This is a genomic window from Lysinibacillus sp. A1, assembly GCF_000801965.1.
GTDB classification, from domain to species: Bacteria; Bacillota; Bacilli; order Bacillales_A; family Planococcaceae; genus Lysinibacillus; species Lysinibacillus fusiformis.
The window spans coordinates 83,153-96,515 of the sequence record NZ_JSZM01000008.1; the positions used below are offsets into that span (position 1 = coordinate 83,153).

General features: G+C 35.0%; 21 protein-coding genes and 1 other RNA gene. 11 read left to right on the plus strand and 11 right to left on the minus strand.

Annotated elements, in window-relative coordinates:
- Positions 1–11: 11 nt before the first annotated feature.
- Positions 12–1,022 carry a GGDEF domain-containing protein gene (locus PI85_RS05560; protein ID WP_036122638.1) on the minus strand — a complete coding sequence of 337 codons (1,011 nt, stop codon included), beginning with the start codon at positions 1,020–1,022 and terminating at the stop codon, positions 12–14.
- Between the two features lie 366 nt (positions 1,023–1,388).
- On the opposite strand from PI85_RS05560, the gene PI85_RS05565 reads away from it, so the two are divergent.
- The 4 genes from PI85_RS05565 to PI85_RS05580 all read left to right on the plus strand — a co-directional run bounded on the left by PI85_RS05565 (position 1,389) and on the right by PI85_RS05580 (position 5,757).
- Positions 1,389–2,078: a response regulator transcription factor gene (locus PI85_RS05565; RefSeq protein WP_036122635.1), complete on the plus strand. Its 690-nt coding sequence runs from the start codon at positions 1,389–1,391 to the stop codon at positions 2,076–2,078.
- A complete protein-coding gene (locus tag PI85_RS05570; protein WP_036122632.1) occupies positions 2,075–3,061 on the plus strand; it encodes a HAMP domain-containing sensor histidine kinase in 987 nt (328 codons plus the stop codon). Before PI85_RS05565 ends, PI85_RS05570 begins: the two co-directional genes overlap by 4 nt.
- A gap of 103 nt (positions 3,062–3,164) precedes the next feature.
- Entirely contained in the window at positions 3,165–3,926 is a 762-nt protein-coding gene (locus PI85_RS05575; RefSeq protein ID WP_036122629.1) for an ABC transporter ATP-binding protein, read from the plus strand.
- Positions 3,916–5,757 carry an FtsX-like permease family protein gene (locus PI85_RS05580; RefSeq protein ID WP_036122626.1) on the plus strand — a complete coding sequence of 614 codons (1,842 nt, stop codon included), beginning with the start codon at positions 3,916–3,918 and terminating at the stop codon, positions 5,755–5,757. The genes PI85_RS05575 and PI85_RS05580 overlap by 11 nt, the downstream gene beginning before the upstream one ends.
- A gap of 47 nt (positions 5,758–5,804) precedes the next feature.
- Here PI85_RS05580 and PI85_RS05585 read toward each other — a convergent pair whose 3' ends face one another.
- Complete coding sequence (locus tag PI85_RS05585; protein ID WP_036122625.1) at positions 5,805–6,245, minus strand: hypothetical protein; 441 nt, start codon at positions 6,243–6,245, stop codon at positions 5,805–5,807.
- 171 nt (positions 6,246–6,416) lie between these two features.
- Here PI85_RS05585 and PI85_RS05590 point away from each other — a divergent pair, with 171 nt between their 5' ends.
- Together PI85_RS05590 and PI85_RS05595 are read left to right on the plus strand one after the other, a co-directional pair.
- Positions 6,417–7,055, plus strand: a complete 639-nt coding sequence (locus PI85_RS05590; protein WP_191967802.1) for a YfbR-like 5'-deoxynucleotidase — start codon at positions 6,417–6,419, stop codon at positions 7,053–7,055.
- Positions 7,056–7,158: 103 nt separating this feature from the next.
- Positions 7,159–7,695, plus strand: coding sequence for a zf-HC2 domain-containing protein (locus tag PI85_RS05595; RefSeq protein WP_036122622.1), 537 nt, complete (start codon positions 7,159–7,161; stop codon positions 7,693–7,695).
- A 34-nt stretch (positions 7,696–7,729) separates the two neighbouring features.
- Here the strand turns inward: PI85_RS05595 and PI85_RS05600 are convergent, their stop codons facing one another.
- Together PI85_RS05600 and PI85_RS24370 are read right to left on the minus strand one after the other, a co-directional pair.
- Entirely contained in the window at positions 7,730–8,068 is a 339-nt protein-coding gene (locus PI85_RS05600) for a zinc ribbon domain-containing protein YjdM (RefSeq protein WP_036122619.1), read from the minus strand.
- Positions 8,069–8,093: 25 nt separating this feature from the next.
- Positions 8,094–8,234: a hypothetical protein gene (locus tag PI85_RS24370; RefSeq protein WP_155269809.1), complete on the minus strand. Its 141-nt coding sequence runs from the start codon at positions 8,232–8,234 to the stop codon at positions 8,094–8,096.
- An 80-nt stretch (positions 8,235–8,314) separates the two neighbouring features.
- On the opposite strand from PI85_RS24370, the gene ssrS reads away from it, so the two are divergent.
- A non-coding RNA gene (gene ssrS, locus PI85_RS23825) (6S RNA) lies at positions 8,315–8,507 on the plus strand.
- 140 nt (positions 8,508–8,647) lie between these two features.
- Here the strand turns inward: ssrS and PI85_RS24375 are convergent.
- From PI85_RS24375 to PI85_RS05605, 3 genes are read right to left on the minus strand one after another with little or no spacing between them, the layout of a single operon-like run.
- The gene (locus PI85_RS24375) at positions 8,648–8,815 is read right to left on the minus strand and encodes a hypothetical protein (RefSeq protein ID WP_158499500.1); all 168 of its coding nucleotides are present in this window, start codon (positions 8,813–8,815) and stop codon (positions 8,648–8,650) included.
- Positions 8,802–8,978 carry a hypothetical protein gene (locus PI85_RS24380; protein WP_158499501.1) on the minus strand — a complete coding sequence of 59 codons (177 nt, stop codon included), beginning with the start codon at positions 8,976–8,978 and terminating at the stop codon, positions 8,802–8,804. The genes PI85_RS24375 and PI85_RS24380 overlap by 14 nt, the downstream gene beginning before the upstream one ends.
- 13 nt (positions 8,979–8,991) lie before the next feature.
- Positions 8,992–9,879: a helix-turn-helix domain-containing protein gene (locus PI85_RS05605; RefSeq protein ID WP_036122616.1), complete on the minus strand. Its 888-nt coding sequence runs from the start codon at positions 9,877–9,879 to the stop codon at positions 8,992–8,994.
- Between the two features lie 191 nt (positions 9,880–10,070).
- Between PI85_RS05605 and PI85_RS05610 the strand changes: the two genes are divergently transcribed.
- The 4 genes from PI85_RS05610 to PI85_RS24385 all read left to right on the plus strand — a co-directional run bounded on the left by PI85_RS05610 (position 10,071) and on the right by PI85_RS24385 (position 11,434).
- On the plus strand, positions 10,071–10,292 hold the full coding sequence (locus tag PI85_RS05610) for a helix-turn-helix transcriptional regulator (protein ID WP_052323447.1): 222 nt from the start codon (positions 10,071–10,073) through the stop codon (positions 10,290–10,292).
- An 84-nt stretch (positions 10,293–10,376) separates the two neighbouring features.
- Positions 10,377–10,898, plus strand: coding sequence for a PH domain-containing protein (locus PI85_RS05615; protein ID WP_036122609.1), 522 nt, complete (start codon positions 10,377–10,379; stop codon positions 10,896–10,898).
- 94 nt (positions 10,899–10,992) lie between these two features.
- Positions 10,993–11,208, plus strand: a complete 216-nt coding sequence (locus tag PI85_RS05620) for a hypothetical protein (protein ID WP_036122606.1) — start codon at positions 10,993–10,995, stop codon at positions 11,206–11,208.
- Positions 11,209–11,287: 79 nt separating this feature from the next.
- Positions 11,288–11,434: a hypothetical protein gene (locus PI85_RS24385; RefSeq protein WP_158499502.1), complete on the plus strand. Its 147-nt coding sequence runs from the start codon at positions 11,288–11,290 to the stop codon at positions 11,432–11,434.
- A 295-nt stretch (positions 11,435–11,729) separates the two neighbouring features.
- Here PI85_RS24385 and PI85_RS05625 read toward each other — a convergent pair whose 3' ends face one another.
- The 4 genes from PI85_RS05625 to PI85_RS05640 form a co-directional block, all read right to left on the minus strand.
- Positions 11,730–12,086: a hypothetical protein gene (locus PI85_RS05625; RefSeq protein ID WP_036122604.1), complete on the minus strand. Its 357-nt coding sequence runs from the start codon at positions 12,084–12,086 to the stop codon at positions 11,730–11,732.
- Positions 12,080–12,304 carry a transcriptional regulator gene (locus tag PI85_RS05630; RefSeq protein ID WP_036122602.1) on the minus strand — a complete coding sequence of 75 codons (225 nt, stop codon included), beginning with the start codon at positions 12,302–12,304 and terminating at the stop codon, positions 12,080–12,082. Before PI85_RS05630 ends, PI85_RS05625 begins: the two co-directional genes overlap by 7 nt.
- A 126-nt stretch (positions 12,305–12,430) precedes the next feature.
- Entirely contained in the window at positions 12,431–13,099 is a 669-nt protein-coding gene (locus PI85_RS05635; RefSeq protein ID WP_036122598.1) for a M15 family metallopeptidase, read from the minus strand.
- Positions 13,096–13,353 (minus strand): phage holin, encoded by a 258-nt coding sequence (locus tag PI85_RS05640; protein ID WP_036122595.1) that lies wholly within the window; start codon positions 13,351–13,353, stop codon positions 13,096–13,098. The genes PI85_RS05635 and PI85_RS05640 overlap by 4 nt, the downstream gene beginning before the upstream one ends.
- Between the last annotated feature and the right edge of the window lie 10 nt (positions 13,354–13,363).

A 13,363-nucleotide genomic window follows, 5' to 3' on the forward strand; every position in this document is an offset into this window, starting at 1 on the left:
CATGCTTTTACTCATGATTTAATAATCATTTGTCTCATATTCCGTACTACACATAAACAATTTCTCCCTGACTGTTTTGCTTTATACAGAGCATGATCTGCAATTTCTATCAATTGATTTGGGCTCTGTACATTTGGTGTAAAAGCAGTAATTCCGGCAGACATTGTAACAGGTCTACCACACGCAGTTTCCTGTAAGGCCTGTTTAACCCGCAAACTTTCTGCAAGTTCTACCGCTTCATCTATACTCCTTGAAGGCAAAATAATCATAAACTCTTCTCCGCCATATCTAAAGCACATACCTTGCTCCTCCATATTGAGCTGCATATGATGAGCGAAAGCTTTTAAAACTTCATCTCCTACGGTATGACCATACGTATCATTTATACTTTTAAAATCATCTAGATCAATTAAGATAACTGCATGCGGAACTTTATTAATAATTAATTCATTGAGAGTTTGATCCATTATTCTGCGATTCGGAATACCTGTTAATGAGTCTAAATTTAATTGATCCGTTAAATCAGTAATTTTACTTTCTGCGCAAATCATCATATTTTGTACGTTTTTTTTCAGCAACTTTGCTTCATCATACCAATCAGCAATATGTCCGTTCCCCTGCCCGTTTTCGCCAACTTCTATCATGGTCGAAAGCTCATTTAGGGGGCGTACTATTTTTAATGCAAGCCATATAGCGAGCACCACTACTATAGCTATGACTAAAAGGATAGGGACAATAACCTTTTTAAGAAACAGGCTAAAAGGAATAATTGGTTCATTAGAAGCTATCTGTTCCAAAAATGGTTCTAATGTAATATCTTCCTTCTTCGAGTCTTCTAGATAGCCGTCTTTAATTGCGGAAGATCCCTTTACGTATGTATCTTGCATAACATGATTATTTTCCATCAAAATTTCGTTAAAACTTTGATAGCTACTCCAAATACTAACACCAGATGTCGCCAGTACAATCATTATTGTCATACAAACAATAAGAAATGATAACTTTAACTTGAATTTACCCACAATAGATCATTTCTCCCATTGAGATGATTTTTTCGTTAAATCTTATCTATGTTTTAATTAAAACTTTAATATATCTATTTAATCATCATACGTCATACTTCTTAAAGAAAACTTAACAGCTGGGTATTTTTTACTTTATCGGGAAAAGCGCTTGAAATCAAAGAAAGCATATATCATAATTAGTTCTTTCTATTCAAACTTAAAGTATTCTTTATAATTCTAAAGGTCTAACAGGAGATTTATCTAAAAATAGAATCAAGTAAGTTTGTGGTAGCTCTTTTTTAATGTTCCAAGGTACAATTCTTCTATAGATTTATGGAAAAAGGGTACATTATAAAGTAAAGAACGAAGGAAGGGTCGATAGAAATGTACAAGATATACATAGTAGAGGACGATAAAAATATAGCTTCACTGATTGTCGAACATTTATCGAAATATCAGTTTGAATGCCATACAGTGCAACAATTTCAGCACATCATAGAAGAGTTCAATGACATCCAACCTCATTTAGTCATTATGGATATCAATCTCCCAACCTTTGATGGATATTTTTGGTCACGTAAAATTCGTCAGCTTTCCATTTGTCCCATCATCATTGTCTCAGCTAGAGTCAATGATATCGATCAAGTATACGGTATTGAAAATGGTGCCGATGACTTTATTACTAAACCATTTTCACTAGATGTCTTTATGGCAAAAGTAAATGGGTTACTTCGGCGTACATATGGTGAGTATGCTTCCTTTGATACATCTACCATTACAATAGCCAATACTACATTAAACCCAGACACAGTCCGTCTTCAAACAGATAGCAATGAAAGCCTGTTAACATTAAAAGAAATGCAGCTCAGTAAACTATTATTCGAGGCCTATCCAAATGTTGTAGCTCGGCAAAAACTATTAAGTGCTATTTGGGATGATGAAACCTTTGTGGAGGAAAACACATTATCTGTGAACATTGGTCGACTACGAAGAAAATTCGAAGCTATCCACTCTCAGCTTGAAATTAAAACCATTCGAGGCTTAGGTTATCAACTTGTGGAGGAAGAAAAATGAAGCTGTTTTTTAAAGATCATATGAGTATTATTATTCTTTATGGTATCAGCTTTCTTCTCTTACCTTGGATGATTGAAGCATTGGATGATTTAACAGCGCATTATTTTTATTTTATTTTTCTCGTTAGCTTTCTATTTATCCTTTGGCTTGTTGGCCGTTATTACCGAAGGAGACGACTATATACACACTTAGAAAAAGATGAACTATCGAGGGACGACCTTCATCTGTATGAGCCCCAAGCTTCAATCGAACAAGCCTATAGTGAAAAACTAAGACAAATGCAATATTTATTTTTAACGCAACAGCAACAATTAGACGAGAAAGCGGAGGAAAAACACCTTGTATTATCACATTTTGCACATCAAATGAAAACACCGCTATCTGTTATTCAATTACTTACACAATCTGCGTCCACCAAGACTTCTAACGAATTACAGCAATGGCAAACAATTAGTAAAGAATGTGATAAGCTGACATTTACACTCAATCAACTATTAACGTATGAGCGTAGTTCAAACTTAGTAGCTGATTTAAAAATTGAGCCTATTCTTTTAAAAGAGCTTGTAAAAGAAGTCGTGAATGATTTGAAAGATTTTTTTATTACAAAAGAGGTTTTCCCAAAACTAACGCTGGTGGAAGATCAAATGATATACTCCGATCGTAAATGGTTAAAGGTTGTTCTTTACCAAGTATTAAATAATGCTGTCAAATATAGTGAAGCTGCAAGCACTATCCATATTGATTATGACAACGACATTTTGCATATCGATAACCGTGGTGAGACTATCCCTACTAGCGAAATTTCTCGTGTCTTTGATTTGTTTTATACGGGCAAAAAAGGACGAACAAATGGAGAAGCAACAGGCATAGGATTATTTTTAGTGAAAAAGGTTTTAACGATACTAGACCATCCCTTCACCTTGGATTCCTCACATGATCACACTACGTTTTCCATCAATTTCTCAAGCAGTCTTAAAAAATGAATATGACAACTTTGTCATATTCCCGTCATCAAGCGAAATGGGTTATTGATCGCTCCTTTTTTATACTAAAGCTATCAAATCAATTTAAAGGAGTTGTTCCAAGTTGGGAAACATCATTCTTCAAGTGACCAATTTGCAAAAAGAATATATCGGGGAGATTACCTACAAGGCATTAAACGGCATTGATTTCCAGTTACAGCAACAGGAATTTGTGGCAGTCATGGGGCCCTCTGGAAGTGGCAAAACAACATTTTTAAATAGTGTATCCACAATTGATCGCCCCACTGCTGGAGATATTATTATTAATAATAGAAATCCCTATGTTTTAAATGATGAGGAACTTGCAAAATTTAGACGTTCTGAATTAGGCTTTGTTTTTCAGGATTTTAATCTTGTTCATACGTTGACGGTAAAGGAAAATATTTTATTGCCGCTAACATTAGATAGCATACCTGGCGCCAAAATGCGTCAACGTTTAAAGCATGTAGCGCAATTTCTTGGAATTGAGGAGCTATTATCGAAACGGATTTATGAAATTTCAGGTGGGCAAAAGCAACGAGTAGCTATTGCTCGTGCTGTTATCCATGAACCGAGCTTATTGTTAGCGGATGAGCCTACAGGGAATCTGGACTCAAAATCCGTCAATGATGTGATGGACTTATTTACCTCCATCAATCAAGAACTACAAACTGCCATTCTCATGGTGACACATGATCCTTACGTAGCAAGCTTTGCCAATCGTATTATATTTATCAAGGATGGAAAATTATACAATGAAATACATCGGGGCAACAATCGTAAGCAATTTTATCAAGAAATTATGGACACTCTTGCTTTTCTAGGTGGTGGGCAACATGACCTTTAACCACATTGTTATCCAAAATATTTTACGAGATAAATGGACTTATGTGTCTTATTTTCTAAGCAGTATGTTTTCCATCATTATATTCTTTTTATTTTCTGTAATCGTCTTTCATCCCAGCTTAAAAAGCCTAGATCCTGACTCAACACTTGGCATTTCATTAATGCTTGCTAGTATGCTTGTTTATTTATTTTCATTTATTTATATCACCTATTCGATCATGGCATTTTTACGCAAAAAGACAAAAACTCTTGGCATTTTCATGATTACAGGGGCTTCCATGAAACAAGTACGAAAACTAATATTCCGCGAAAATCTATTCATTGGAATTATGGCGATTATAGCAGCAATCGTTCTTGGTCTTGTCATGACTCCCCTGTTCTTAATGGCTGCTAAAGTAGTGTTAAAAGCAGAAACATTTAGTATGTATATACCTCTACAGGCAATTGGTTTAACAATAGGATTATTTTTAATCTTATTTATGGTAATTTCCATAGTCGTCACTAAATTTATTAATAAGGAAGCCTCCATACAGCTTTTAAAAAGTGATACTGTTATCGAAAAATCAATTCAACCACATTATATTTTATTAGCTGCTAGCATAGTAATGACCTCCCTTTTAGCTTATTTACTAAAGATTGAGCATGCTATTGTAGAGTCTTTAAGCGTTCTCTATTATTTATTATTTTTCGCTAGCATTATTAGTACGATTTATTTAGTCATTGCTCAAGGCTTACGTCTATTTCTGAAAATATTTGAGAAATCTCCCGCTTACCTTCGCAAAACAAATATGCTTTTAGCATCGAATTTAAATGCAAAAATGAAATCTCATGCAAATATGCTATTTTTAATTACCCTATTGTTAAGTGGCGTATTTCTATGTACAAGCATTTTGTTTAGCTCTTATTACAATGTTCAGAAAGATAGTGAAGGAAATTATCCGTATAGCTTTCAATATATCGCGGATCCAAAAGCTGATGACAGTATAATACAGGCAAATTTAGACCATCTTGAAGCGAAGCTAGCAGCAGTAAAAGCAAACAAGTATTTTATTGAATTTAAATCAGATGAGAATCGACGCCTTGGCTATATGTCATTATCTGATTACAACCTGCTACAGCAAAAGGAATTCAGCCTTAATGAAAATGAATTTATCGCCGTTGCTGGGAATCATGGTATAGCACCGATAACCAACATTGCTAGTGACCGTTATATAAAATCATTCAAACTCGCTGAAATTAACGAAAAGAACCTACTATCTACAGGGTTTCAGGAAACTTACTTCATTGTGCCAGATTCTATTTATCAGTCGATTGACTACCCTGTTTATAAAACCTATATTTATGAATTAGAAAATTGGACAGCACATACAGAATTAGCAAAGACCATTACCGAAAATATACCATCCTTACCTGGCGAACGTTACGTTACATCCAAAATCAACTTATATGATACGGAAATGTTTGTTAAAAGCGTTATGTTCTTCATTGGCTCTATGTTAAGTTTAATTTTCTTAAGTGCAGCCATGAGTATACTTTACTTCTATTTACAAACAACATTGTTACAGGAAAAAGAAAAATATATGGGCATTCGTAAGCTAGGACTGTCTAATAAAGAATTAGCCTCCGTAATTGCAAAGGAATTGGCCATTCTTATATTTGTACCGTTCACAATAGCAATTTTGCTATTACTCACTACTTTATTAGCTATGCGTACAATGGTTTCTACAGCATTTTTACAAGTTTCCATTGCTAGTTCTTGTTGTTTCTTTGTGCTGTTCCTCATCAGTTATTTATGGATACGAAAAAACTATTTCAAGCGTTTAGTAAACTAAAAAAATCGCACTCCTCGGGGTGCGACTTTTCAATAATAAAAGACTCGTTACCAAACAATTGGCTTTGCCACCATTAGCCATAGCATAATGAGCAATAGCAAAATGTACATCCACGTCTTGCGCTGTAATAGAGCAACAAATCGATGGTGATTATAAGCTGGTGTATTAAAAGTCCGTAATGTTGGTTTAAACGCTCTGGCTAAAAATACTATGGATGCAAGCATCACGAGGAAAGTGAGAACAATCCACGAAGTGCTCCAATGGTAACCGGCATACCACATTAGTAAAATACCTGATCCTACAAGTACATGTCCTGAATGTTTGACAATGTCAATAGCCCCTTTAAAAGATTCTATATATGGTGGCATTTCGCCATTTGAAGCTGTACGCATTTTTTTTACAATCGTTAACACAACGAACAATGGCCCAATCGAAAGAACCGCACTTAAAATATGTATATAAAGAAGAAGCGTATAAATGGAAAACATGATGTGTACTCCCCCTTTCATCAGTCCCCTACATTATAGCATTCAACCTTCGTCTGCTTATTCGGTAATTGTGAATCCTTTGTAAACACAAATTGAATCATTGTTAAATTGTTTGAAAATCTCACAAAGAGGGTATTGTTTATAGTAACATGCACTTATAGAACAAAAGGAGTGATTTATATAGGAATTCATCAATTTTTTACAAGTCTCAATGATTTAGAACGAATTATTCGTTGCCCTGGGCGATTCAAATTTGAAGAACATAATGTGGCAGCCCATTCTTGGAAAGTGTCACAATATGCGATGTTCTTCGCGACATTAGAAGAAATGAATGGCGTAAAAATTAATTGGAAATCTTTATATGAAAAAACAATTAATCATGACTTTGCTGAAGTTTTTATTGGTGACATTAAAACCCCAGTAAAACATGCTAGTCCTGAGCTCAAGCAAATGCTAGCGCATGTGGAAGAAAAGATGATGGAAAAGTTTATTAGCAATGAAATCCCAGAAGAATTTCAAGCCATTTTCTTTGAGCGCATGAAAGAAGGCAAGGATAGCACGATAGAAGGGCGTCTACTTGAATTTGCAGATAAGCTGGACCAATTTTACGAAGCTTTTGCAGAATTAAAGCGAGGTAATACTGACAAAGAATTCGTCTATATGTATCAAAATGCCTTATCGAAACTTTTAGCCATTCCACTTGAGGCAACTGTCCAATATTTCCGCACTGAAATATTAAAAGACGCCGTACAGGAAAAAACCCATATTGATGTTCAAGCATTAACAAATGAAGTACTAACAGCCAAATAGTCAGGTGCATGTACAAGTTTTCCGAATGAAAAGTTCAGGAAGGCTTTTTTTATTTCCTCTAAAAAAATCATATAATGAAAGGTAATGGAATGGAGGGAGAGTTTTGTCAGAAGATTGCCCAATCGTAGAAGATTTATTACCTTTATATAAGAAACAAATGCTCCAAGCACCAACATTAATATATGTAGAGCAGCATTTAGCAAGTTGTTCCCACTGTCAGCAGCTCTTTAGCTCAAAACCAATTCAAAAAGAATACATACCGATGAAAAAAACATTATCTTTTTTTCATCTTATATTTATTGTACTTTCTTTCATGTTTGCCATTAATTCATCGTTACTTGGCAATCAAATGGGCTTTGTTATTTCGTATGCCGTTTTTGGTTGTCTGTCTTACCTTTTTTATAAAAACATTTGGATTGTTTTTATCATTAGCTCTGTGCCCGTATTTGTTTGGGCGATTATCGACAACCTTACGAATGAGCTCTATATTACCACCTACTCCTTAACAGAGTTTGGAGCACTTTTGATGGGAGCAGGCTATATCGCTCTCTTACATACGATTTTTGCCTTAGTAGGTGCGGCCTTTGCCATTTTATTACGCAAAATTTTTAAAATAAATACTAATAAAAAAAGCGTCTAAACATTCTTGTGAGTTTAGACGCTTTTTCAATTCTTTATGCTTTTTTCACAAATTCTGACTTTAATTTCATAGCGCCAAAGCCATCAATTTTACAGTCAATATTATGATCCCCTTCTACAAGGCGAATGCTTTTTACCTTCGTTCCTATTTTTAAAGTGGATGAACTCCCCTTTACCTTTAGGTCCTTAATAACCGTAACTGAATCACCATCAGCTAACAGATTACCATTTGCATCTTTGACAATAAGTGCATCTGTTTCTGATTCCGTTGCGTCCATGCTCCACTCATGCGCACATTCAGGACATACATAATTCGTTCCATCTTCATATGTGTATTCAGAATTACATTTTGGACAATTTGGATAAGCTGCCATTTCTGCTTCCTCCCTTAACTTTTTGCTAGATAAATCCTCTATATGCTCCTATCTTTACATAGTCGTCCATAATAAGCAAAGGTTGTTCGTATTTTTTGTTCGTATTTGTGAAAATAATATGAAGCTCTAGTTCATTTCTAAAGGCATTTGTCGTTACGTATTGCATAATTTGGGACACCTGCCCATTGACTTATTTCAAGCAATCATCTTACTTGCATGTTTGTCGATCATGCTTTAATATATCCATAAAGGCTGCATTGTTCGTATAATATTAAGTTTTAACCTTTAAGCTGTAAAAGGGAGTTTTATTATTGGAGTTGGAATGACGGGCCTCACACTACGGTGCATGAGGATAAGCAGGAAAACTTCTGCGAACACCCACTTTGAGGAGTGGTGGTTTAAAACTTTCTATAATAACTACGGCATACGCGGCTTTTTACTTAAATATTGTTATATCAAGGTTTATACAGCATCTTAGCCAAATTGGTTAAGGTGCTTTTTTCATCCCAAAATAACCAATGGGGTTAAATTGGGGTTAAACTCCTTTGCAATTAAAGATAAACAACGATAATTGCTCTGTTATCTACCCACGATATATCCAACCTTGCGTGGCATTACCACAATCTTTTTATCAACAGGTTTACTAACAAATGTGGATGCCTTTTTGAATTTCATTTCCTCATATTGGTCCTCTAAATCAAAAATCGATAATTGCCCTTGTTGCTCCATATATTCAAAATGAGTCATCTTCGATCTCCAACCTTTCTAATACTTCTCTTGCCATATCTCCACCATCATGTACAACTACAGATTCCATATATTCATCAGAATTGTAGCTATACTCTTGTAAATAATTCCTTTCATCTGCATAAAATTTCAACGCTTCTATCAACACTTCTAATTTATTCATTATTAATCCCCTCTCACCATTCAAGCCAGTTTTCTAAGTTTGGTCTACTACATATTTCCGAACGACTATCTCTATCCTCTAGCCAGTTATTGAAAGGTACTGGACGCTCTCTATATGCTGTTTCTTCTATAGATGATGAATTGCTAAGTTTCACACTAGAACGCTTCACAGCCTTGTTATACGCTCCTACAAATACGGCTCTTAATGTGCTTGTTACTGTCAAGATGCCCTCTTTAATATCCATAGCGATTTTAAATAGCACGTTCTTAGCTTTTATAAAGTCAGGTGCATTATGAACCTGAGCAGCTAATACAACCTTGTGTAATTCGTCTTTCAAGTTATCAGCTAATGGCAAACTATTCATGAAGTCGAATAACATCACTTGGTACTCGTTCATGTATTCCTTACAAGCTTCTTTTTCAGCGTGAGCATTATTATATATTTCTTGTAAAGTGCTTGTTTTAAAAGATAAATGATTAAAAGATTTAGATGATTGGTTTTCAGTTCTTTGCACTTCATCCTTACTCTCACAAGGCTTTTCAGCATTTCCACGCTCGGACATTGACGCTGGGACATTGTAAGGCAAAATAATGTAGATGCTTGCTCCTTGTCCACCTTTGCTTTTTACAGTCGTTTCTTTCTTTACAATCCCTAACGATTCCAGTTTTGAAATGGCTCTATAAACTGTCTTTGTGCTAATCTCCAATGCTGCAGCAATTGTGGCAGCTTTCAAATGACAAGCTCCTGGATTCTCTAAACTATGAGAAGCAAGTTTGAAAACGACGGCACGTTCTGATTCTGTTAAATCGTAGTAATGAGCAGCCATGTGATTTTCTACAGCTGTGTCCATATCTGCTATTGATTCAAATGTTGTGTATTGTGCTAAGTATTCAAATGCCATCGTTTTCACCTCGCTTTCCAATTACGAATTACTGTAATTCATTCATTAATAAAATAACGAAATTACTATAAAAGTAACTTTGTTACTCAAATAGTAAATTACTTTATTCGTAATGTCAATTACTAATTGCGTAATTTTATTTCTTAATCTATAATTAAATTAAGATAATCGGAATGAAAGTAGGTGTGCAGATGTATTTGAAATCGAGGTTAAAAGTGTTGCTTGCCGAAAGAGATATGAGTCAAAAGGATTTAGCTGAACAAACTGGACTTACAACACGTTTGATTAGTGAAATAGCTAACAATAAAGTAAAAATGTATCCAAAGGATGCATTAGAAAAAATCATGGTTGCATTGAAAGTGAACAATTTAGGTGATTTACTACAGCGCATAGACGAGGAAACAGATAACTAATAAGGTTGTCTGTTTTTTTTATATGTACTATTGGTAGGATTTTCTATAGAATGAAATTACAATTATCTGTAAGGAGTGCATGACATGGACACTATCGCTGAAACAATCAAATTTGCTGGCTTTGGTAAGAAGAAAGCAATGGCTAAACAAATTCAAATGTTCGATGATCGACTAACAGAACAAGGTGAAACTCTACTAGCTGTATGTGCATCCGTTAAAGGCATCAAACAGCTTTATGTAACTGACAAACGTATTTTATTACATGAAATCAAAGGCATTGTTTCAAACGATGAAAGAAGCATTCCCTTATCTTCAATTAGCAGTATAAACATTTCTAATAAGCTTGTTTACTCTACTATCGAAATCGTATCTACTGGAAACAAAGCAATCATTGACGATGTGCCAGCGCATATCGCATTAGAAATAAAAAGTGGGATTGAGAACCTTAAAGCAATGGCTAAAACGTCAACTGCACCTGCAGGTAAACAGGAAAAGGATATGTTTGATGTAGCCGATGAAATTCGAGAATTAAAGGAACTATTAGAGGATGAATTAATCACTCAGGAAGAATTTGACGCTAAGAAAAAGCAATTGTTAGGGATCTAGTCACTCACTCGAGTGGCTTTTTTCTTTTGACATAGAAATCATTTGATTTATATTTCATATGATTTATAATGTACTTAAAAAAGGAGTGTTAGGCATGAAACTTACAGAAAAAGTTGAGGCGGTTGTTAAGGCTGCACAGGATGCTAAAAATGGTGAAGGTGAACATACATCGTATCGTATCTTTAAAGAGTGCGGACTTACACAAGGGGCAATTAAACGTTATGTCGATGGTGTTAGTGACATCAGTCGTATGGGCTTAGGCGTAGCTGAAAAGCTTGGTGAATACTATGATAATCACCTTTCAAAATAAATTAAAAAACTTTTGTAAATCACTTGATTTATATACATCACTTGATATATAATAAGAGTATAGAAAGGAGGTGAACAAAGTGGATTATGATAAGGTTCTAGCTTATCTAGTAGCTATCGCAACTGTACTTAACTTACTAACAAGTTCAGCAAAAAACATTAGCGATATGAAAAATAAGCCAAAACAAAAGCGACGCCCCCCTCGCAAAGGTAAACGTCGCAAGTAACTCTTAGAAGGAGGTTAGCGCCTCCTTCCCTATAATCTTATCACATCCATTAAATTATGAAAAATATCGGATATGTGGCTGCTTTAGCATTTGCTTTGTATATCTTAACTGACATGGTTAACTGGAATGAACCAAAGTTTTTTGATTACTCAATGATAGTCATTTATTCATTATGCTTAGTTTTAGTCATTGTTAACATCGTTGTATATTTTAAAAAGAAAAGATGCAGCTAAGGAGCTTCAATAGAAGTATAAACCGTATGACGAATACACAAAAAAGAACCAGGTACTCACTTTCAATTGAGCGCCTGGTCTTTATTTTGGTGACTGATTAATAATTTTTCTACTTGAGTTTTCAAAGCCATATTAGCATATCGTAGAATTACGTCATTACCAGCTGTAGCTATATGCACGTCACTAAAATACTCGTCTATTTTTTCTACTTTTACTAATCTTATTTTGTCTTTTGCCAACAATCTTTTTGAATCGTAATAATCATGGGTTATGTCCTTTAGTAATCTTTCGAGGATTGGTAAATAAACTTTACTCATTTTCAGATTTTCAATTACAGGGAAGTCACGTTGTAATGATTGAAAAGCCATTTCTAGAATTAAAAATTTATGAAAAAGTTTCCGTTGTTCAGGTTTCAGCATACAACCGAACGATCCTTGTGGCTGATTGGAACAACTGCTAATACACTATCAATCATGAATGTGCGCTTGGCTTGCCTTGTAAAACAATACGCCTGAAACGAATCACCAACAATTTTAATAATCTTGATACGCCTTTTTGACACGTTGCCGTCCTTAGCCATGTACATCATATTTAATAATTGGTTCCGTTGCATTGCTTTAATGAGTTGTTCTTTCATCATTCCACACCTCTCAATGAGAACATTCGTTTGTATTATTTTAGAACAGATGTTTGTATTTTGACAAGTATTAATTTGTGGAAATAAAAAAAGCCCATTACCAATTAAGGTAACAGGCTTCTGCTGTTAAGCGCTACGTTGTGCAATAATGATTTTTAAACCTTCAAAATCACCACTTGTCATAGTTCCATTATCGAATTTTTCAAGCCATGACTTATCAATCACCTTTTTGTCAACGGCTTGTTGAATGTAATCACGTACAGCAGCTTTTGCGGTTGTGCTAGTGAATTTCATCGTATCATCATCCTTTTCTGTTTGTTGTGGTTTTTCCTCTACAATAAGCTGTACTCTTACAGCACTACTTATTGGTACAATTACTTGTCCTTCTAATTTGTAGCCTGCAGGAATCTTCCATGTTGTAGGAATTTCAAAATGCGGTGCATCGTACTTTCCAGCCTCCCAATATCCACCCCATTCAATGCCTAGCTTTTTAGCAATTGCCCCCACCTTTGATAAGGTAGAAATATCATATAAATTCCGCGGTGGTGCAACAGCAATATCCCAGGCTCTACGTGATGTATGATTACTATTGCGTGTCCAGGTAACTACTTGCCCTGGTCTCGTTCGCCCTTGCTCATATAAGTAATTTTGGCGCGCTTGGCTGCGGTATGTTTCTGTGATAAAAATGTCTACAATGCCAGCTTTGAAGCATTCCTGAAAGAGTAGCCGACAAGCTGTTTGAGCAGCTGCAGTTAATTCGCTTAAATCTCGACATGTTTGAGTTACGCTTGTCATTTAATATCATCCTTTCGGGAATACCCCAAAGCTCTTTCACTATCATTCATACCTGGTGTAGTCGGATCACTCACAACACCAAATAAAACTAACAAGGCAAGCACAGTATTAAAAATATCTGTAACTTGTTCATTGTAAATTGTAGTATCAAAGCCAAATAAAGCCGCAATCTGTTGAATCAATAATAGTAATAATGAAAATGCTCCCACTAAAAACGGCTTATGATGTAAACGTACTTTCCAGTTGATTTTCATAGAATAACCT